Genomic DNA, 17,892 nt, shown 5'->3' with positions numbered 1-17,892 from the left:
GTCTCACCTTGCTCTGAGCAGGACGCCGATCTGGCTGCCCTTGGCTATTTCCTGGCGGCCGAAGGTGCAATAGGCCGATCTGTCGCCCCTGTCGACGCCCCGGGACGCAAGAAAGGCATCACCGCGGGCCTCCATCCGGGCCTTTTCCTCTTTCGAGGTCACGTAGCGCTCGATCTCCTCGTCGCTATAGCCGCGATCCCTGGCAATGCCCTTCAATTTCTGGAGATAAGAATAGGCGCGGATCAGTCGCGCGTCGATGTTGTCGCAGGTCTTGCGCAGATCGTCGGCGATGGCGACCATCAGCAGCGCGTCGTCGATCTGCGACACCTCGCGCAGCGGGGGCTTCGCCTGCGTGGCGGCGGGACCGGCCAGCGGAACGAGGGTGAGGGTCGCGGCAAGGGCGGCGGCAAGACGGCGCATCTGTCTCTCCTGTCGTCAGAGGACCCGGCAGTGCGGGCGAGTCACCGACAGATGGGTGCCGCGGGGCCGGTCATTCAATAACCGTAACGCCGCGGCCGCCCTCACGATCCCGCGCGGTAGGGTACCGTAGCGGCACCTTCGGGGACCGGCCATTCGATGCAGCGGCCCTGCGCGACGAGGCGGTTTCCGTCGATGGTGAGCGCGCTCGCCGGATCGCGGGTGGGATGCACGACCCAGTCGATGTCGGACGTGCCGTAGTTCTGGATGCAGTGCAGCGTGCCCTCGTAGAAGGCCGCCTGACGCGCGCCCTCGAAGCCGCGCTGCAGCGGGCCGGAGGTCACGGTGAAATTGTGGCGGTCGCTCCGCGGGGCACTGGCCTTGGCGCGATAAAACTGGCCGTCAAAGGGCACGCGCTTGGAGCTTTCGACGCAAGCCGTGAGTGCCAGGGCGGCAATCCCGAGGCTGATGAGCGCGGCGCGGTTCCGTTGCATTCCTGTCCCCTTCGCAGTCCGGCGGGAGCCTGCCCCGCTGTGCCCGGTATCGGGGAAATCGACCGCGCCGTCCAGTCCGTCAGCCCGCGCTCTCGGCGGCTCTCGCCTCGGCACGCTTGAGCTCGGCGACGCTCTGGCCCTTGGCGGCGGCGACGAGGCGCGTGACCCGCGGCAGGATCACCATCGAGATCGTCGGGACGGTCACCGCGGTCGAGAGCAGGATGCGCAGCCAGACCGGCGCGCCGGGGGCGATCCAGCCGACGAGTTCGGCGAAGACCAGAACGCCGGGATAGACGCAGAGCCAAGTGATGAAGACGAAGAGCGCGCGCTGGCTGCGGGACATGAATCGGGCTCCGGGATCGCTGAGGGCGTTCGCGTCGCGAGATGGGCCGGCGAGCGCGAAAGGAAAGGTAGACAGCCGCCTCGGGCAGACTGGGGCCGCGGAAAGCAAAAGCGCCGCGCGATGCCCGCGCGGCGCCCGAACTCTCAGTCTCGCAGCGGCCTCACTCGGCGGCGATGGGTCCGCGCTTGTGCCGGATGCGGTCCTCGATCTCGTCGCGGAAGTTGCGGATGAGACCCTGGATCGGCCAGGCGGCGGCGTCGCCGAGCGCACAGATCGTGTGGCCTTCAACCTGCTTGGTGACGTCGAGCAGCATGTCGATCTCCTCGGGCTCGGCATCGCCCTTCACGAGGCGCTCCATCACCCGCATCATCCATCCCGCGCCCTCGCGGCAGGGCGTGCACTGGCCGCAGCTCTCGTGCTTGTAGAACTTCGAGAGCCGCCAGATCGCCTTGATGATGTCGGTGTCCTTGTCCATCACGATCACGGCCGCCGTCCCGAGACCCGACCGCTGCTCCTTGAGCCAGTCGAAGTCCATGATGGCGTCCTTCATGTTCTCGCCGCGGATGCAGGGAACCGAGGAGCCGCCGGGAATCACCGCCTTGAGATTGTCCCAGCCGCCGCGGATGCCGCCGCAATGCCGATCGATCAGCTCCTCGAAAGAGATCGACATCTCTTCCTCGACGACGCAGGGATTGTTCACGTGGCCGGAGATGGCGAAAATCTTGGTGCCTGCGTTGTTCGGGCGGCCGAAGGACGAGAACCACTCGGCGCCGCGGCGCAGGATCGTCGGCACGACGGCGATCGATTCGACGTTGTTCACCGTGGTCGGGCAGCCGTAGAGGCCCGAACCCGCCGGGAAGGGCGGCTTCATGCGCGGCATGCCCTTCTTGCCCTCGAGCGATTCGAGAAGCGCGGTCTCCTCGCCGCAGATATAGGCCCCTGCACCGTGCGCGAGGTAGAGATCGAAATCCCAGCCCGAGCCGGCGGCGTTCTTGCCGAGGAGACCGTCGTCATAGGCCTCGTCGATGGCGTTCTGCAGCGCTTCCTTCTCGCGGATGTATTCGCCGCGGATATAGATGTAGCAGGCATTCGCGTTCATCGCGAAGGAGGCGATCAGGCAGCCCTCGATCAGCGTGTGCGGATCGTGGCGCATGATCTCGCGGTCCTTGCAGGTCCCAGGCTCGGATTCGTCCGCGTTCACCACGAGATAGGACGGACGCCCGTCCGATTCCTTCGGCATGAAGGACCACTTCATCCCCGTCGGGAAGCCCGCGCCGCCACGTCCGCGCAGACCCGACTTCTTCATCTCGTCCACGATCGCGTCGCGGCCGCGCTTGATGATGTCACCGGTCCCGTCCCAGTGCCCGCGCGCCTTGGCGCCCGCGAGCGTGCGGTCGTGCATCCCGTAGAGATTGGTGAAGATGCGGTCTTCGTCCTTCAGCATGGCTCTCAGTCCTTATTCGCCCGGCGCGCACGCCATAGCTCAAACAGCATGTAGATGGCCATGCCGAACCCTGCCAGTGCGGCAAGGTCGCACAAGGCCCGGGCGCGCTGGCTCCAGTCCAGCGCCGCCCCGAGAGCCGTCGCCGCGATCCAGAAAAGGCCCGTGGCCGCGATCACCAGCGCGATGACGCGCCCCCGTCGTGCCTGTTCCTCGTCCGTCATGCGGTGTCCCGGTGCTCCCTTACGTGTCGTTGTTCATGTCGGGCCGGCGCGAGAAATCGGTCTCGCCGCCTCCCGCCAGTATCTTCGCCTGGTTCACCCAGTCGTCGCGGGTGACCCGGCCCTTGAACCCGTCGAGGTTGTCGTCAACCCAGGCGACCTCGCTTTCGGACCAGTTTGCGATCTGGTCGAAATGATAGACGCCGAGGCCGTTGACCACCTGCTCGAGCTTGGGGCCGACGCCCTTGATCCGCTTGAGGTCGTCCGCGCCCTCTCCGCGCGGAGCCTCGAGGAGCGGCGGCTTGGTCCCCGCGCTCGGCCCGGTGCCGGGTGCCTGGGCGCTGCTATTGCCCTCGTAGCGCCAGGATCCCTTGCGACCCTCGAGGTCGCGCTGCCCCGGCAGGTCCTTCGACGGCTTCACCGTGCCGCCAGCCTCCGCATCGGCGGTCGCGACCGCGGCCCCGGGAGCCGGCGGCGCCGCCTTCTCCTGCGTCTCGGTCGGCGCAGGGCCCGAGTGCGACGCGGTCTCCGGCTCGGACGCCGCGGTCTCGGCCGTCGGTGCAGAGCTGCGCGCCGCGGCACCCGTCCCGGCAGCTTCGGCGGCCGAACTCCGGCGGCCCGACCCTGCCGCAGCGGAGGTCGCCTCGGTGGCGGTGCCCCCGGATGCCGGCGCCGCGCCGGAATGAGGCTGCGACTGACGCGATTGCGTCGAGACCGGAACACCGGTGCCCGGTCCCGGATTGCGCCTCTCGCCGGGCTTGGTCAGGGGCGAGCAGAAGATCATGCTGAAGAGAAACCCCAGCACCACGAAAGCCAACCCGCCAAGAAACATCGCCCCGATGACGCCGTAGCTGCCGACGACGAGCATCAGCACGAAGGCCACGAAACCCACGCCTGCCGCGAGCGCCCAGCATCCCGTCTGGCAGCTCATGCCATTCTTAGATCCGTTCATCTCCCACTCCCTGTCCGCTCTTATAGAGACCCGTGTCTTGAACACGTTGACTCTTTTAGCATGCTCGGAACAAGGCGTCTTGTCCGGTGATCGGCGTTCGGGCGGAGCTCGGCCGTATCAGGACCCCGAGAGATCGCGCGCCTGCCCCACCCAGTTGTCGCGGGTGGCACGGCCCTTGAACCCTTCGAGGTTGGCGTCGATCCAGGCGATCTCGTCATCCGACCAATTGGCGATCTGGTCGAGATGATAGATCCCGTGGCTGAAGAGCAGCTCCTCGAGTTTCGGCCCGATGCCCTTGATCCGCGTCAACTCGTCCGGCTTCTCGCCTCTCGGCGCGTCGAGCGACGCAGGGCGCGATCCAGTCTCTGCCTCCTGCGCCGGGGCGCCGCTTTCGGGGTGTCCCTCGCCGCTCTCGGGCGCGGCGCGCTTGTCGACACCGGTCTCGTCCACCGGATGATCGCCGGCGAGCTCCGGGCTGCGCGGATCGGTCTCGGGCTCGACGCCGACCGTATCCATGTCGCGCCACGGGGTGCGCAGCGGCACTTCGGTGCCATCGATTCGCTTCACCGTGTCGCCGATGTCGGTGGCGAGCGCGACCGACGCGTTGCCCTCGGAGGTGCCGTCGACGAAGCCGGTCAGGGAGGTGAGACCTTTCGCCGGCTCGGAGGCGTAGCGGCCCTGCTGCGGCCCCGGCGTCGGAACGCGGCCCGCGGCGAGCTCGTCGAGGATCTCCGCGAAGCGCTCGGTCGTGAGGTCCTCGTAGTAATCCTTGCCGATCTGCGCCATCGGCGCGTTCGCACAGGCGCCGAGGCACTCCACCTCCTCCCACGAGAACTTGCCGTCCTCGGAGAGCTGGTGCGGCTTCTTCGCGATCTTCTCCTTGCAGACCTCCATCAGGTCCTCGGCGCCGCAGATCATGCAGGAGGTGGTGCCGCAGACCTGCACATGCGCGACCGAGCCCACGGGCTCGAGCTGGAACATGAAGTAGAAGGTCGCGACCTCGAGCGCCCGCATGTAGGGCATGTCGAGCATCTCGGCGACATGCTCGATCGCGGGCCGGGTCAGCCAGCCCTCCTGCTCCTGCGCGCGCCAGAGCAGCGGAATGATCGCCGAGGCCTGGCGGCCGGCGGGAAACTTGGTCATCTGCGCCTCGGCCCACTCGCGGTTCGCGGGCGTGAAGTCGAAGCTTGCAGGTTGGTCGTGATGCAGTCGTCTCAGCATGTCGGGTCCTATCGTGTCGCCACGCAGAGTAGCGGAATGTCGGGCACCGCGCGCGTCTCGCCGGTCCCGTCTATTTCGGCCAGCCTCACCCGCTGGCGCTCGGATTTCAGCAGGTCTGCATCTTGCGCGGCCGCGCCGCCGGGGATCACAGCCAGAGCCGCCGCTGAGATATTGGGGGCCGCACGCATGTCCTCACTCAGCCTTGACGCAGACCACGGGAACGTTCGGCAGAGTGCGGTTCTCGCTCTGTCCGCTCGAATATTCCGAGATCACCCGCTGGCGATCGGCCCGCAGCGCCGGCTTGTCCTCGAGATAGCAGAGGTAGATCTCGGCCGCCTTGCGCATCCCGAAGACCGCGCCGCCACCCTGCACCGGGATCGTCTCGAACCCCTCTTCCGCAAGGCTCGAGAGGTTGCGGAACTGCGAGAGGTTCTGGTCTTGCGCGAGAAGCGGGCCGGCGAAGGCGAACGTGGCGACGAGGATGGCGCGAAGCATGGGTCAGGCCTCTCCGGGTGCGGACGTGTCGCCCTCGGCGACCGTGGGTGCACAGGTGCCGGTGACGAGGCGTACGCCGCCGTTCTCGAAGCGCTGCGCGGCGCCGTTCGCCACCTTGTAGTCGGACATCTCCTGAAGCTGAGCCCGGGTCAGGCCGGTCTGCAGTTCCACGGCAAGATACTCGCTCTCGGTGCGTAGATCGCACCCGACCGAAGCCACCGCGGCGTCGTAATTCGCGGAATCCTGTTCGTCGGTGCCTTCGGGAGGCATCGCACAGGCGGCCGTGAGCGCGAGAGCGGGAAGAACGCCGCGGATGATCTTCATGGAAAGTCCCTTGTCAGTGTCGTTCGTTTCTTCGGCGGAGGCCCGGCGGGACCGGACCCGTGCCGAAGCGTTACCGGTCCACCTCGCCGAAGACGATGTCGAGCGTGCCGATGATGGCCGCGACATCCGCCAGCTGGTGCCCGCGCGAGACGTGGTCCATGGCCTGCAGATGCAGGAAACCCGGCGCGCGCAGCTTGGCGCGATAGGGCTTGTTGGTGCCGTCCGAGACGAGGAAGACGCCGAACTCGCCCTTCGGGGCCTCGACCGCACAGTAGACCTCGCCCTCGGGGACGTGGAAGCCCTCGGTGTAGAGCTTGAAGTGGTGGATCAGCGCTTCCATCGAGGTCTTCATGTCGCCGCGGGTCGGAGGCGTGACCTTCCCGCGGGCAAGCACGTCGCCCTGGTTCGCCGGATCCTTCAGCTTCGCGATCGCCTGCTTGATGATATGCGTCGACTGGCGCATCTCTTCCATCCGGACGAGATAGCGGTCGTAGCAGTCGCCGTTCTTGCCGACCGGGATCTGGAAGTCGAACTCGTCATAGCACTCGTAGGGCTGGGCGCGCCGCAGGTCCCAGGCGAGGCCCGAGCCGCGGACCATGACGCCCGAGAAGCCCCAGTCCTGGATGTCCTGCTCGGTCACCACGCCGATATCGGCGTTGCGCTGCTTGAAGATGCGATTTTCTGTCAGGAGCCCGTCGATGTCCTCGAGCACGCTCGGGAACGCATCGGCCCATGCGTCGATGTCGTCGAGCAGCTCGGGCGGCAGGTCCTGGTGCACGCCGCCCGGCCGGAAATAGGCCGAGTGCAGACGCGCGCCGCAGGCCCGCTCGTAGAAGATCATGAGCTTCTCGCGCTCCTCGAAGCCCCAGAGCGGCGGCGTCAGCGCGCCGACGTCCATGGCCTGCGTGGTCACGTTCAGCAGGTGGTTCAGCACGCGCCCGATCTCGGAATAGAGCACCCGGATCAAGGAGGCGCGGCGCGGCACCGGCGTCTTGGTCAGCTTCTCGATCGCGAGGCACCAGGCATGTTCCTGGTTCATCGGAGCGACGTAGTCGAGCCGGTCGAAATACGGCAGGTTCTGCAGGTAGGTCCGGCTCTCCATCAGCTTCTCGGTGCCGCGGTGCAGCAGGCCGATATGCGGATCGCAGCGCTCGACGATCTCGCCGTCGAGCTCGAGGACGAGACGCAGCACCCCGTGCGCCGCGGGGTGCTGCGGGCCGAAGTTGATGTTGAAGTTGCGGATCTTCTGTTCGCCGGTCTCGGCGTCGCCGAACTGGTTGGAGCCGTCCATCATGTCGTCAGCCTCCACATGCGTTGGAGAAAAGGGCGCCAGGCCCGCCGAGGGGCGCCCGGGCAATATGGCCGATCAGGCTCACTTCTTCGCGCCCTCTTCGGTCTTCTCGTCGCCCGGCAGCACGTATTCCGCGCCCTCCCAGGGGCTCATGAAGTCGAACTGGCGGTATTCCTGCACGAGGCTCACCGGCTCGTAGACGACGCGCTTGAGCGCCTCGTCGTAGCGCACCTCGGTGTAGCCGGTGGTGGGGAAGTCCTTGCGCAGCGGATGGCCGCGGAAGCCGTAATCGGTGAGGATGCGGCGCAGCTCGGGATGGCCCGAGAAGAGCAGGCCGAACATGTCGAAGACCTCGCGCTCGAACCAGTTGGCCGAGGGGTGCACCGCGGTGATCGACGGCACGATATCCTCCTCGCGCACCGAAAGGCGCAGGCGGATGCGGTGGTTCTGGTACATCGACAGGAAGTGGTAGATCACGTCGAAGCGCTTGGGACGCTGCGGATAGTCCACCGCCGTGATGTCGATCAGCGTCGAGAACTTGCAGGTCGGCTCGGTCTTGAGGAACTCGACGAGGCCGCGGATGTTCGACGGCGCCACCTCGACGGTCAGCTCGTCCTCGACCACGGCAAAGCGGACGACGCATTCGGGACGCTTGGCGGCGATGAATTCGCCCAGCTCGGTCAGATCGGTGCTCATCGTCCCTCCTTCAGCGCGTCAGCGTGCCGGTCCGGCGGATCTTCCGCTGGAGCGCGAGAATACCGTAGAGCAGCGCCTCGGCAGTCGGCGGGCAGCCCGGCACGTAGACATCCACCGGCACCACCCGGTCACAGCCGCGCACCACCGAGTAGCTGTAATGGTAGTAGCCGCCGCCATTGGCGCAGGAGCCCATCGAGATCACGTAACGCGGCTCTGGCATCTGGTCGTAGACCTTGCGCAGCGCGGGCGCCATCTTATTGGTCAGCGTGCCCGCGACGATCATCAGGTCGGACTGGCGCGGGCTCGCACGCGGGGCGACGCCGAACCGCTCGGCATCGTAGCGGGGCATCGAGGTGTGCATCATCTCGACCGCGCAGCAGGCCAGCCCGAAGGTCATCCAGTGCAGCGAGCCGGTGCGCGCCCAGTTGATGATGTCCTCGGTCGAGGTCAGCAGGAAGCCCTTGTCGGAGAGCTCGCGGTTGAGGTTCTGGGTCGCGACCTCGCGGTCGGGACCGGCCGTGTTGGCTCCGGTCATCACTCCCATTCGAGCGCCCCCTTCTTCCATTCGTAGGCAAAGCCGATCGTCAGCACGCCGAGGAACACCATCATCGACCAGAACGCCACGTCCGAGAGCCCGGCAAAGCCGACGGCCCAGGGGAACAGGAACGCAATCTCGAGATCGAAGATGATGAACAGGATCGACACGAGGTAGAACCTCACGTCGAACTTCATGCGCGCATCGTCGAAGGCGTTGAACCCGCATTCGTAGGCCGAAACCTTCTCGGGGTCCGGACGGCGGACGGCGAGGACCACGGCAGCGAGGACGAGGACGAGGCCGAGCCCGATGGCTACGGCCAGAAACACGAGGATGGGAAGATATTCCCGAAGCAGCTCTTCCACGGAACCGGGCTCCCTCTGCCGCGGCGCGCGCCCTGACAGGGCGTGGCGGCATCTAGTGGCGAAATCGACTGCTTGGTCATCTATCCCCCGGGCATTGCGGGGTCAACCGAACCTCCGCGCCGGATGGTCGCATCGGGACGGGTGCACGCAGACGTGACGCGAAAAGACCCTCGGAACGGGCAAACACGCGGCATAGCGAAGACGCTCGGTGACGCCTGTGCCTTTGGACCCGCGTTGCTCTGCCATCTTCGATGCTTCGAGCTGACGTTTCCGACGGAGCAAACAGGCACCCGTCGCCGTATCGGAAAACTATGCGGTCCTGTGAGAGCAGAGGCGGAAAGCAACCCCGGGGGCAATTGGGGGGATGGGTGCGTCCCCCGGGGTTGTCCCGATCTCCGAAACCCGGCCGAAAGGCCAGGTCCGGAGCCCGTTTCCAGCGCTGCAGCCCCGCCCCGTTCACGGGCGGCGCCACAGCGCCTCTGCAACCAGAGATATAGGCGATATGCCCCCTAACACATCCGGGCGCGCGTATAGACCGCCGCGCCCGATGGATGTGATCCTATCCGAACGGATAGGGTCCGAGGTCAGGCCGAGCCCCCGGCCCACGAGGCGGGCCGCTTGTCGAAAAAGGCCGACAGACCTTCGGCCGCCTCTTCGGTCTCCCATCGCCGCGCAAGCGCCTCGACGGCGTGCTCGACCTGCGCCTCGGTCACGCGCCCCGCGAGATCGTTCAGCAGCCGCTTGGCGTCCGCGACCGCGCCGGGCGCGCAGGCGAGATAGGGCGCGACCTCCGCCTCGACCGCCTCATCGAGCGCGCCCAGGGGCACCACGCGCGTGAGAAGATCGAGCCGCAGAGCCTCCTCCGCCTCGAAGATCCGCGCCGACATGAAGACCTGCCTGGCCCGCGCCGCGCCCATCCGCGCAACCACGTAGGGGCCGATATTGGCCGGGATCAGCCCGAGCCGAGTCTCGGTGAAGCCCATCTTCAGCCCCTCGACCCCGATCGCCACATCGCAGACCGAGGCGAGGCCGACGCCGCCACCGAAGGCGTTGCCTTGAATGCGCCCAATCAGCGGCTGCGGCAGGGAAGCAAGCGCGCCGAGCACATGGGCGATGCGCGCGCTTTCCGTCTTGCGGGTCGCGGCATCCATCTCGCGCTGCGCCTTCATCCAGCGCAGATCGCCGCCCGCACAGAAGGTCGGCCCGTCCGCGGCGAGGACGACCACGCGCACTGTGTCGTCGGCGGCGAGACGCTCGGCCGCCTGCTGAAGCTCGGTCATCATCTCCGCCGAAAGCGCGTTGTGCTTCTCGGACCGCGCCAGGGTCAGCGTCGCGACGCCGCGGGGATCGGTCCCGAGCCGGATGAACTCATGTGTCATGTCAGATATCCTTCCTCTGGGCGCGGCCCCGCCGCGCCGGCGTTTCTCACATGACGCAGCCGCATGCTCATCCGCGCATCGCCCGCGCCACCTCCGCCGCCGCGTCGAGCACTGCCCGGTCGAGCCCCGTCGCATATCCGAGCCCCTCGACGAAATCGGCGACCTTGCGCGTCGCGACGTTGCCCTTGGCGCCGGGCGCGTAGGGACAGCCGCCGAGCCCGCCGATCGCGGCGTCGAAGACGCGCAGGCCGCGGGCAAGCGAGACCTCGACATTCTCGAGCGCCCGCCCCGACGTGTCGTGGTAGTGCCCCGCGAGCCGCTCCGCCGGCATCTCATCCAGCACGGACGCAAGCATCGTGTCGACAGCGTCGGGCGTGCCCTGCCCGATCGTGTCGCCGAGGCTCACCTCGTAGACGCCCATGTCCCGCAGTGCCGCCACGACGCGCGCGGTCTCTTCAGGCGGCACGGGACCGTCATAGGGGCATTCGACCACGCATGAGACGTAGCCCCGCACCTTCACGCCGCGGGTCCGGGCCGCCTCAGCGACCGGCGCGAAACGCGCGAGGCTCTCGGCGATCGTGGCGTTGAGATTGGCCTTGGAAAATCCCTCCGAGGCCGAGGCGAAGATCGCCACCTCGTCGGCGCCCGCCTCCATCGCGGCCTCGAACCCCTTCATGTTCGGCGTGAGCGCGGCGTAGGAGACACCCGGCGCCCGCGCGATCCGCGCCAGGACCTCGCTCGAGGAGGCCATCTGCGGCACCCATTTCGGGCTCACGAAGGACGCGACCTCGATCCGCGAGAACCCCGCCCGGCTCAGGCAATCGACCAGCGCGATCTTCTCCGCGACCGGGATCTCGCGCGCCTCGTTCTGTAACCCGTCGCGCGGGCCAACCTCGAAGATCTCGACCTTGTCCATATCGCCTCCCTGGCCGGCGCCCGGCCCTTCTTCTTGGCGGAAATACTCCGGGGTCCGGGGCGGAGCCCCGGTCCCGTCCGTTCAGCCCTCCCACGCCGGGTAGAAGTCCCGCGTGTAGAGTCGCGCCTCGCCCTCCGTCGGCAAAGCCTTGCGGAACGCGTCGCGCGCCGTGATCCGCGCATACCACGCCGACATCGCCGGGAACGGGGCCAGAGGCGCGAAGTGCCGGCTCATGTAGACCGCCTGCCCGACCGCGACGTCCGCCGCAGAGAACCCGCCCTCCAGCAGATGGTCGCGCCCGGAGAGACGCGCCTCGACAGCGGCGTAGCATTTGCCGAGACGCGCCGCCTCGAGCTTCATCACCACCGGGCTGGCTGCGCATCGAATCCTCGTAGAGCATCACGTGCTGCTGCGTGAGCGCGGCGGAATGCTGGCTCATCGTCTCGGCGAAGTGCAGCCAGATCAGCCATTGCGACCGCTCCGAATCCCCAGACGCTCGTCCGAGCCCCGCCTCGGGGAACCGCTCGCAGAGGATCTCGGCGATCGCGCCGGTCTCGAAGAGGGTCTCGCCGTCCATCTCGAGCGCCGGCACCCGCCCCGCGGGCGAGAGCGCGAGGTAGTCCGGCGCGCGCAGGGACTTGTCGAAGGGATGCACCACCACCTCGAACTCGAGCCCGAGCTCGTGGAGCAGCCATAGCGTCCGCATCGACCGGGTCTGGGGCGCGTGGTGGAGGCGGATCATGCCGCCTCCTCTTCGGGTTCGAGCCGCACCAGAGCCGCGCCCGCCTCGACCTGGTCCCCTTCGGAGACGAGCACCTCCGCGACGGTCCCGTCGCGCCAGGCGGTCAGGGCGTGCTCCATCTTCATCGCCTCGAGCAGGGCGAGCCGGTCGCCGGCGCGGACGCTCTGGCCGGCACTGACCGACACCCGCGAGACGCGCCCCGGCATCGGCGCCTCGATCACGTTCTCGCCGGTCGCGACCTGCGCCTGCTCCAGCGGATCGACATGATTGAAGGCGAGCCCGTGATGGGCAAAGACGGTGATCCGCGCGCCGTCGACATGAACCCCATGCGCCGGCCGCCCGTCGAACCGCCAGTGGCCGCCCGTCCGCGCGGCGGTGACAGTCGACTCGCCGACGCCGATCTCGATCTCCGACGGCGACTGCACCGAGAGGCGGCAGGCGATCTCCTCGCCCTCCCGCATCAGCCGCACGGTCTGGGTCAGCGGCTGCCAGAGCGCGAAGCCCGCGAAATCGTCCGCACGCCGGTCGAGCCCGGCGGCCGCGAGCGCCGCCTCGGCCACCACGGCGGGACCGGCCTCGGGGGCGGCCGTCAGGGCCTCCAGATCCCGCGCGATGAGCCCCGTATCGACCTCTCCGCGCGCGAAACCCTCATGCGTCGCCAGCGCCCCGAGGAAGGCGAGGTTGGTCACGGTTCCGGCCACTCGCGTCTCGGAAAGCGCGCGGGCGAGCTTGCGCAGGGCGACGGCCCGCGTATCGCCGTGCACGATCAGCTTGGCGATCATCGGATCGTAATGGGGGCTGATCGCGTCGCCGGCCCGCACGCCGGTATCGGCCCGCACGCCGTCCGGGAAGGCGAGCTCCGACAGCCGCCCCGTCGCCGGCAGGAAGCCCGCGGGCACGTCCTCGGCATAGAGGCGCGCCTCGAAGGCGTGGCCGCCGAGCGCCAGATCCTCCTGCCGCATCGGCAGCGCCTCTCCGGCGGCGACCCGCAGCTGCCACGCCACGAGATCGACGCCGGTCACCAGCTCCGTCACCGGGTGCTCGACCTGAAGGCGCGTGTTCATCTCCATGAAATAGAACCGGTCCGCGCGCAGCCCCTCGCTCGCATCGACGATGAACTCGACCGTGCCCGCGCCGGAATAGCCGATCGCCTCCGCGGCGCGCACCGCCGCCTCGCCCATCGCCTGCCGCATCTCCTCGGTCATGCCCGGGGCGGGCGCTTCCTCGATCACCTTCTGGTGCCGCCGCTGCAGCGAGCAGTCCCGCTCGAAGAGATGCACTGCGCGGGTGCCGTCGCCGAAGACCTGCACCTCGATATGCCTCGGGGTCGAGACGAACTTCTCGATCAGCACATGGGCGTTGCCGAAGGCGCCCTTCGCCTCGCCCTGCGCACTCTCGAGCGCGGCGGCGAAATCCTCCGCCCGCTCGACGAGCCGCATGCCCTTGCCGCCGCCGCCCGCGACGGCCTTGATCAGCACCGGGTAGCCGATCCGCTCCGCTTCCGTGGCGAGCCGATCGGGCGCCTGCTCGGCCCCCATGTAGCCCGGAACGACCGGCACCCCGGCCCCCTCCATCAGACGCTTGGCCTCGTCCTTGAGGCCCATCTTGCGGATGGCCGATGCGGGCGGGCCGATGAAGACGAGGCCCGCCGCTTCGACCGCCTCGACGAAATCGGGGTTCTCCGACAGGAAGCCGTAGCCCGGGTGGATCGCCTCGGCGCCGGTCTCCTTCGCCGCCGCGATGATCCGGTCGCCGCGCAGGTAGCTCTCGCCCGGGGCCGCGCCGCCGATCATCACCGCCTCGTCGGCCTCGGCGACATGCATCGCGCCCGCGTCCACATCGGAGTGGACCGCCACGGTCGCGACGCCCATCGACCGTGCCGAGCGGATCACCCGCACCGCGATCTCGCCCCGGTTGGCGATCAGGATCTTGCCGAACATCGCGCGCTCCGTCCCATCTTCTTCTTGATCAAAATATCCAAAATTCGTCCCGTCGGCCGGGCACCCGCTCCGTCACATACGGAAGACGCCGAACCGCGTCTCCTCGATCGGGGCGTTGAGCGCCGCCGACAGCGACAGCGCGAGAACCTCGCGGCTTTTCCGCGGGTCGATCACGCCGTCATCCCAGAGCCGGGCCGAGGCAAAGAGCGGATGCGACTGACGCTCGAACATCTCCACCGTAGGACGTTTGAACTCGGCCTCGTCGTCCTCGGACCATTCCTCGCCAGCCTTCTCCATCGCCGCGCGCCTGACCGTCGCCAGCACGCCTGCCGCCTGCTCCCCGCCCATCACCGAGATGCGGCTGTTGGGCCAGGTCCAGAGAAAGCGGGGCTGGTAGGCCCGCCCCGCCATGCCGTAATTGCCCGCGCCGAAGGAGCCGCCGACCAGCATCGTGACCTTCGGCACGCTCGTCGTCGCCACCGCGGTCACCATCTTGGCGCCGTGGCGCGCGATGCCCTCGTTCTCGTATTTCCGCCCGACCATGAAGCCGGTGATGTTCTGCAGGAAGACAAGCGGGATGCCCCGCTGCGAGCAGAGCTCGACGAAATGAGCGCCCTTCTGCGCCGCCTCGGAGAAGAGCACGCCGTTGTTCGCCACGATCCCGACCGGGCAGCCATGAACGTGGGCGAAGCCGCAGACCAGCGTCTCGCCGAAGCGTGGCTTGAACGCATCGAAGCGCGAGCCGTCCACCAGCCGCGCGATCACCTCGGTGATGTCGTAGGGCGTGCGCAGATCGGCCGGCACGACGCCGAGGATCTCCTCGGGGTCGTAAGCCGGGGGCTCGGGGCTCTGCCAGTCGACGGTCGCAGGACGCGTTCGGTTCAGGCTCTCGACCGCGCGGCGCGCCAGCGCCAGCGCATGCGCGTCGTCCTCGGCCAGGTAATCCGCAACGCCCGAGAGCCGCGTGTGCACGTCGCCGCCGCCGAGATCCTCCGCGGTGACCACCTCGCCCGTCGCCGCCTTCACCAGCGGCGGCCCGGCGAGGAAGATCGTGCCCTGTTTCTTCACGATGATGGTGATATCCGACATCGCGGGCACGTAGGCGCCGCCCGCGGTGCACGACCCCATGACCACGGCGATCTGCGGGATGTTCTTGGCGCTCATCCGCGCCTGATTGTAGAAGATCCGCCCGAAATGGTCGCGGTCGGGAAAGACCTCATCCTGGTTCGGCAGGTTCGCGCCCCCGCTGTCGACGAGGTAGATGCACGGCAGATTGTTTTCCTCCGCGATCTCCTGCGCGCGCAGGTGCTTCTTGACGGTCATCGGGTAATAGGTGCCGCCCTTCACGGTGGCGTCGTTGCAGACCACCATGACCTCCTGGCCGTGCACCCGCCCTATCCCGGCGATGGCGCCCGCCGCCGGGGCCGCACCGTCATACATGCCGTGAGCTGCGAGCGCGCCAACCTCGAGGAAGGGCGAGCCCGGATCGAGAAGGTTCGCCACCCGCTCGCGCGGAAGCATCTTGCCGCGCTCGAGATGCCGCTTGCGCGCCCGCTCGCCGCCCCCCGCCGCGGCGATCTCGGCCGCCTCCCGCACCACCTTCAGCGCGTCCAGATGCGCGTCCCGGTTCGCGCGGAACTCGTCCGAGGACGGGATCGCCTGGGATTTCAGTTTCACGTCTCGCTCTCCCTTGTCGCCCGCGCCTTCAGCTCCTTGCGGATCACCTTTCCCGTCACCGTCATCGGCAGCTTGTCCAGAAAGGCGATCTCGCGCGGATAGGAATAGCTCGCGAGCCGCTCCTTGACCCACGCCTTGAGGTCCTCGGCCAGCTCGTCGGACCGGTCCAGACCGTCCCGCAGCACCACGTAGGCCTTCACGATCTCGGTGCGCATCGGGTCGGGCTTGCCGACGACGCCCACGTTGGCGACCGCGTCGTGGGTCATGAGGCAATCCTCGATCTCGGAGGGGCCGATGCGGTAGCCCGACGAGGTGATCACGTCGTCCTCGCGCCCGACGAAGCGCAACACGTCGCCGTCGAGCACGCCGCGGTCGCCGGTCAGCATCCAGCGGCCTCTGAATTTCGCCGCCGTCTCGCGTGGCTTGCGCCAGTATTCGAGCATCATCGAGGCCGAGCCGCGCTTGATCGCGACGTCGCCCTCGCCGTCCGTCGGCTCGCCCGCCTCGTCGAGCACGGCGACGCGGTGGCCCGGCGCGGCCCGGCCGATGGCCCCCGGCACGGGCTCGAAAAGCGCGGCGCAGGAGGAGGCGACCATGTTGCACTCGGTCTGGCCGTAGAATTCGTTGATCGTGACGCCGAGGTTCTCGCGGCCCCAGGCCAGCATCTCGGCGCCGAGCGGCTCGCCTCCGCTCGCAACCGAGCGCAGCCCGTCGATCCGCGCGTCCGACGCCTTCAGCATCCGCAGCACCGTCGGCGGGAAGAAGACGTTGCGCACCGCGCCTTCCGCGCAGATGCGAGCACAGTCCTCGGGCGTGAACTTCGGCAGGCGCGCGGCGACCACCGGAACGCCGAGCGCGAGCCCGGGCATCAGCACGTCGAAGAGGCCGCCGATCCAGGCCCAGTCGGCCGGCGTCCAGAGTACGTCGCCGCGGGCCCCGAGGAAATCGTGGCTCAGCTCGACGCCCGGCAGGTGGCCGGTCAGCACGCGGTGGCCATGCAGCGCGCCCTTCGGCGTGCCGGTCGTGCCGGAGGTGTAGATGAGCACAGCCGCATCGTCCGGTCCGGTCTCGACCCCCGCGGAGGACGGCGCGCCCTGCTTCAGGTCGCGTTCGGTCAGGACGGCGAGGCCCATGCCCCGCAGCGCCTCGCGGCCCTCGTCATCGGACACCACCACTCCGAGGCCCGAATCGTCGATTCGGCTCTCCAGCGCCTCGCGGCGGAAGAGTTTGAAGAGCGGCACCGAGATCGCGCCGAGCCGCCAGGCCGCGATATGCGCCGCCGCCGTGAGCGGCGATTGCGACAGCAGCACGCCGACGCGGTCGCCGCGCTCGATGCCCTTCTCGATCAGCGCCGCCTCGACCCGGCGCGAGAGCTTCCAGAGCTCGCCATAGGTCCAGCCGCGGCGCGCGCCGCCGGTGAGGTCGAGAATGGCGAGCCGGTCGGGCTCGGTCGCGGCCCAGCCGTCGCAGACCTGCTCGGCCATGTTGAGCTGGTCGGGCAGATCCCAGCGGAAACGGGCGTAGAGCTCTGGATAGGGGCGTTTTCGCAGCATGCGAGCCTCAGGCATCGTCCGGTCCCACCCTTCGGATGAGCTTGCCGGCGCGGTCGACGTAATAGGTGTAATGACGTGCGGCATCGTGGGGCTCGGGTCCGCAGACGACGACGAGCCATGCGCCCTGCCCCGCGCCCGGAACGCCGCGGCATTCGGCGGCACGGGCCGTGGCCCCGGTGCCGTCCCCCGCGCGGTCGGCGAGATAGCGCTCCGCGAAAGCGGCGATGGCCTGCGTCTCGGTCACGTTGGCGTGGATCCAGCCCTGCCGCCAGCCGAGGATCGCGGCGATCGCCACGAGCCCCGCGACAGGCAGGAAGAACACCGTGCGCCGCATCAGACGCGCCTCCGGACCGGTCCGGAGGCGGCACCGATCACCGGTAAAGCGCGTAGAAGAATTCCACCGCCTTTGCGGCCGTCATGTCGCGCTGGCACTCGGCGCCGTAGATCACGCGGATGGAGCCCCCGCCCGCGCTGTCGTAGGCGCGCTGGCACGCGACTTCCTTCTCCGCGATCCAGGCGCGCTGCGCATTCAGGAGACCGTCCCAGCTGCCGTTCGCCTGCGCGGCGGATTTCATCGGCTCCCACCACCGGTTGAGGAGCGAATCCCACGCGCGGTATTCGGCCATGATGCAGTCGGAGATCTCGAGCGTCGTGCCGCCCCGGCAGGAGCCGTCCACGATCCCGACGCAGCCGCCGATCACGCTCTCCTGCGTCCCGCCGCGGGAGCGGTTCTCCACGCAATCCTCGATCGCGGCGACGCCCCGGGCCTCCTGCGCCACACTCGGCATGGGCAGGACGGTCAGGCACAGGAGAGCGGCAAGGCCGAGGGCAAGGCGCATAGGAAAAGGTCTCCGGAAAGGATTTCGGGGCAGGCAATGCCGGAACCCTAC

20 protein-coding genes and 1 pseudogene are annotated in these 17,892 nt (G+C 68.4%); all 21 read right to left on the bottom strand.

The window, feature by feature from the left end; genetic code table 11:
• Positions 1–3: 3 nt before the first annotated feature.
• Complete coding sequence (locus tag OCH239_RS11300; RefSeq protein ID WP_037262504.1) at positions 4–420, bottom strand: DUF5333 domain-containing protein; 417 nt, start codon at positions 418–420, stop codon at positions 4–6.
• Positions 421–521: 101 nt separating this feature from the next.
• The gene (locus OCH239_RS11295; protein ID WP_051489422.1) at positions 522–911 is read right to left on the bottom strand and encodes a hypothetical protein; all 390 of its coding nucleotides are present in this window, start codon (positions 909–911) and stop codon (positions 522–524) included.
• A 79-nt stretch (positions 912–990) separates the two neighbouring features.
• The gene (locus OCH239_RS11290; protein ID WP_037262501.1) at positions 991–1,254 is read right to left on the bottom strand and encodes a putative antibiotic biosynthesis monooxygenase; all 264 of its coding nucleotides are present in this window, start codon (positions 1,252–1,254) and stop codon (positions 991–993) included.
• Between the two features lie 160 nt (positions 1,255–1,414).
• Entirely contained in the window at positions 1,415–2,698 is a 1,284-nt protein-coding gene (gene nuoF / locus OCH239_RS11285; protein WP_037262498.1) for an NADH-quinone oxidoreductase subunit NuoF, read from the bottom strand.
• Positions 2,699–2,703: 5 nt separating this feature from the next.
• Positions 2,704–2,919 carry a DUF5337 domain-containing protein gene (locus OCH239_RS11280; RefSeq protein WP_037262489.1) on the bottom strand — a complete coding sequence of 72 codons (216 nt, stop codon included), beginning with the start codon at positions 2,917–2,919 and terminating at the stop codon, positions 2,704–2,706.
• Between the two features lie 19 nt (positions 2,920–2,938).
• A complete protein-coding gene (locus OCH239_RS11275; RefSeq protein WP_037262488.1) occupies positions 2,939–3,868 on the bottom strand; it encodes a hypothetical protein in 930 nt (309 codons plus the stop codon).
• A gap of 117 nt (positions 3,869–3,985) precedes the next feature.
• Positions 3,986–5,089, bottom strand: coding sequence for an NADH-quinone oxidoreductase subunit E (locus OCH239_RS11270; RefSeq protein ID WP_037262487.1), 1,104 nt, complete (start codon positions 5,087–5,089; stop codon positions 3,986–3,988).
• Between the two features lie 192 nt (positions 5,090–5,281).
• Positions 5,282–5,584, bottom strand: a complete 303-nt coding sequence (locus tag OCH239_RS11260) for a hypothetical protein (protein WP_037262485.1) — start codon at positions 5,582–5,584, stop codon at positions 5,282–5,284.
• Positions 5,585–5,587: 3 nt separating this feature from the next.
• On the bottom strand, positions 5,588–5,908 hold the full coding sequence (locus OCH239_RS11255; RefSeq protein ID WP_037262484.1) for a hypothetical protein: 321 nt from the start codon (positions 5,906–5,908) through the stop codon (positions 5,588–5,590).
• 70 nt (positions 5,909–5,978) lie between these two features.
• Positions 5,979–7,199 carry an NADH-quinone oxidoreductase subunit D gene (locus OCH239_RS11250; RefSeq protein WP_037262665.1) on the bottom strand — a complete coding sequence of 407 codons (1,221 nt, stop codon included), beginning with the start codon at positions 7,197–7,199 and terminating at the stop codon, positions 5,979–5,981.
• An 81-nt stretch (positions 7,200–7,280) separates the two neighbouring features.
• Positions 7,281–7,895, bottom strand: coding sequence for an NADH-quinone oxidoreductase subunit C (locus tag OCH239_RS11245; protein ID WP_037262482.1), 615 nt, complete (start codon positions 7,893–7,895; stop codon positions 7,281–7,283).
• Positions 7,896–7,905: 10 nt separating this feature from the next.
• Entirely contained in the window at positions 7,906–8,430 is a 525-nt protein-coding gene (locus OCH239_RS11240) for a NuoB/complex I 20 kDa subunit family protein (RefSeq protein ID WP_037262662.1), read from the bottom strand.
• Complete coding sequence (locus OCH239_RS11235; RefSeq protein ID WP_037262480.1) at positions 8,430–8,795, bottom strand: NADH-quinone oxidoreductase subunit A; 366 nt, start codon at positions 8,793–8,795, stop codon at positions 8,430–8,432. Before OCH239_RS11235 ends, OCH239_RS11240 begins: the two co-directional genes overlap by 1 nt.
• A 584-nt stretch (positions 8,796–9,379) precedes the next feature.
• A complete protein-coding gene (locus OCH239_RS11230) occupies positions 9,380–10,174 on the bottom strand; it encodes a crotonase/enoyl-CoA hydratase family protein (RefSeq protein ID WP_037262479.1) in 795 nt (264 codons plus the stop codon).
• 67 nt (positions 10,175–10,241) lie between these two features.
• On the bottom strand, positions 10,242–11,090 hold the full coding sequence (locus OCH239_RS11225) for a hydroxymethylglutaryl-CoA lyase (protein WP_037262476.1): 849 nt from the start codon (positions 11,088–11,090) through the stop codon (positions 10,242–10,244).
• A gap of 81 nt (positions 11,091–11,171) precedes the next feature.
• Positions 11,172–11,832 (bottom strand): annotated as a pseudogene (locus tag OCH239_RS11220) (glutathione S-transferase family protein).
• Entirely contained in the window at positions 11,829–13,772 is a 1,944-nt protein-coding gene (locus tag OCH239_RS11215) for an acetyl/propionyl/methylcrotonyl-CoA carboxylase subunit alpha (protein ID WP_037262473.1), read from the bottom strand. Before OCH239_RS11215 ends, OCH239_RS11220 begins: the two are co-directional and overlap by 4 nt.
• 72 nt (positions 13,773–13,844) lie before the next feature.
• Complete coding sequence (locus tag OCH239_RS11210; protein WP_037262470.1) at positions 13,845–15,449, bottom strand: carboxyl transferase domain-containing protein; 1,605 nt, start codon at positions 15,447–15,449, stop codon at positions 13,845–13,847.
• A complete protein-coding gene (locus tag OCH239_RS11205) occupies positions 15,446–17,002 on the bottom strand; it encodes an AMP-binding protein (RefSeq protein WP_244430341.1) in 1,557 nt (518 codons plus the stop codon). The genes OCH239_RS11210 and OCH239_RS11205 overlap by 4 nt, the downstream gene beginning before the upstream one ends.
• A gap of 7 nt (positions 17,003–17,009) precedes the next feature.
• Positions 17,010–17,336: a hypothetical protein gene (locus OCH239_RS11200; RefSeq protein ID WP_037262461.1), complete on the bottom strand. Its 327-nt coding sequence runs from the start codon at positions 17,334–17,336 to the stop codon at positions 17,010–17,012.
• A 37-nt stretch (positions 17,337–17,373) separates the two neighbouring features.
• Positions 17,374–17,841, bottom strand: coding sequence for a lysozyme inhibitor LprI family protein (locus OCH239_RS11195; protein ID WP_037262459.1), 468 nt, complete (start codon positions 17,839–17,841; stop codon positions 17,374–17,376).
• Positions 17,842–17,892: the final 51 nt, after the last annotated feature.

The organism is Roseivivax halodurans JCM 10272 (assembly GCF_000521785.1).
GTDB lineage: Bacteria > Pseudomonadota > Alphaproteobacteria > Rhodobacterales > Rhodobacteraceae > Roseivivax > Roseivivax halodurans.
The sequence above is the reverse complement of the archived record's forward strand: the minus strand, read 5'-3'. Positions and strand labels throughout refer to the sequence as shown.

Bases quoted from the DNA above. Each gene is read 5' to 3' on its own strand.
- OCH239_RS11300 (WP_037262504.1), bottom strand. From the start codon at position 420: ATGCGCCGTCTTGCCGCCGCCCTTGCCGCGACCCTCACCCTCGTTCCG.
- OCH239_RS11295 (WP_051489422.1), bottom strand. From the start codon at position 911: ATGCAACGGAACCGCGCCGCGCTCATCAGCCTCGGGATTGCCGCCCTG.
- OCH239_RS11290 (WP_037262501.1), bottom strand. From the start codon at position 1,254: ATGTCCCGCAGCCAGCGCGCGCTCTTCGTCTTCATCACTTGGCTCTGC.
- nuoF (WP_037262498.1), bottom strand. From the start codon at position 2,698: ATGCTGAAGGACGAAGACCGCATCTTCACCAATCTCTACGGGATGCAC.
- OCH239_RS11280 (WP_037262489.1), bottom strand. From the start codon at position 2,919: ATGACGGACGAGGAACAGGCACGACGGGGGCGCGTCATCGCGCTGGTG.
- OCH239_RS11275 (WP_037262488.1), bottom strand. From the start codon at position 3,868: ATGAACGGATCTAAGAATGGCATGAGCTGCCAGACGGGATGCTGGGCG.
- OCH239_RS11270 (WP_037262487.1), bottom strand. From the start codon at position 5,089: ATGCTGAGACGACTGCATCACGACCAACCTGCAAGCTTCGACTTCACG.
- OCH239_RS11260 (WP_037262485.1), bottom strand. From the start codon at position 5,584: ATGCTTCGCGCCATCCTCGTCGCCACGTTCGCCTTCGCCGGCCCGCTT.
- OCH239_RS11255 (WP_037262484.1), bottom strand. From the start codon at position 5,908: ATGAAGATCATCCGCGGCGTTCTTCCCGCTCTCGCGCTCACGGCCGCC.
- OCH239_RS11250 (WP_037262665.1), bottom strand. From the start codon at position 7,199: ATGGACGGCTCCAACCAGTTCGGCGACGCCGAGACCGGCGAACAGAAG.
- OCH239_RS11245 (WP_037262482.1), bottom strand. From the start codon at position 7,895: ATGAGCACCGATCTGACCGAGCTGGGCGAATTCATCGCCGCCAAGCGT.
- OCH239_RS11240 (WP_037262662.1), bottom strand. From the start codon at position 8,430: ATGACCGGAGCCAACACGGCCGGTCCCGACCGCGAGGTCGCGACCCAG.
- OCH239_RS11230 (WP_037262479.1), bottom strand. From the start codon at position 10,174: ATGACACATGAGTTCATCCGGCTCGGGACCGATCCCCGCGGCGTCGCG.
- OCH239_RS11225 (WP_037262476.1), bottom strand. From the start codon at position 11,090: ATGGACAAGGTCGAGATCTTCGAGGTTGGCCCGCGCGACGGGTTACAG.
- OCH239_RS11215 (WP_037262473.1), bottom strand. From the start codon at position 13,772: ATGTTCGGCAAGATCCTGATCGCCAACCGGGGCGAGATCGCGGTGCGG.
- OCH239_RS11205 (WP_244430341.1), bottom strand. From the start codon at position 17,002: ATGCTGCGAAAACGCCCCTATCCAGAGCTCTACGCCCGTTTCCGCTGG.
- OCH239_RS11200 (WP_037262461.1), bottom strand. From the start codon at position 17,336: ATGCGGCGCACGGTGTTCTTCCTGCCTGTCGCGGGGCTCGTGGCGATC.
- OCH239_RS11195 (WP_037262459.1), bottom strand. From the start codon at position 17,841: ATGCGCCTTGCCCTCGGCCTTGCCGCTCTCCTGTGCCTGACCGTCCTG.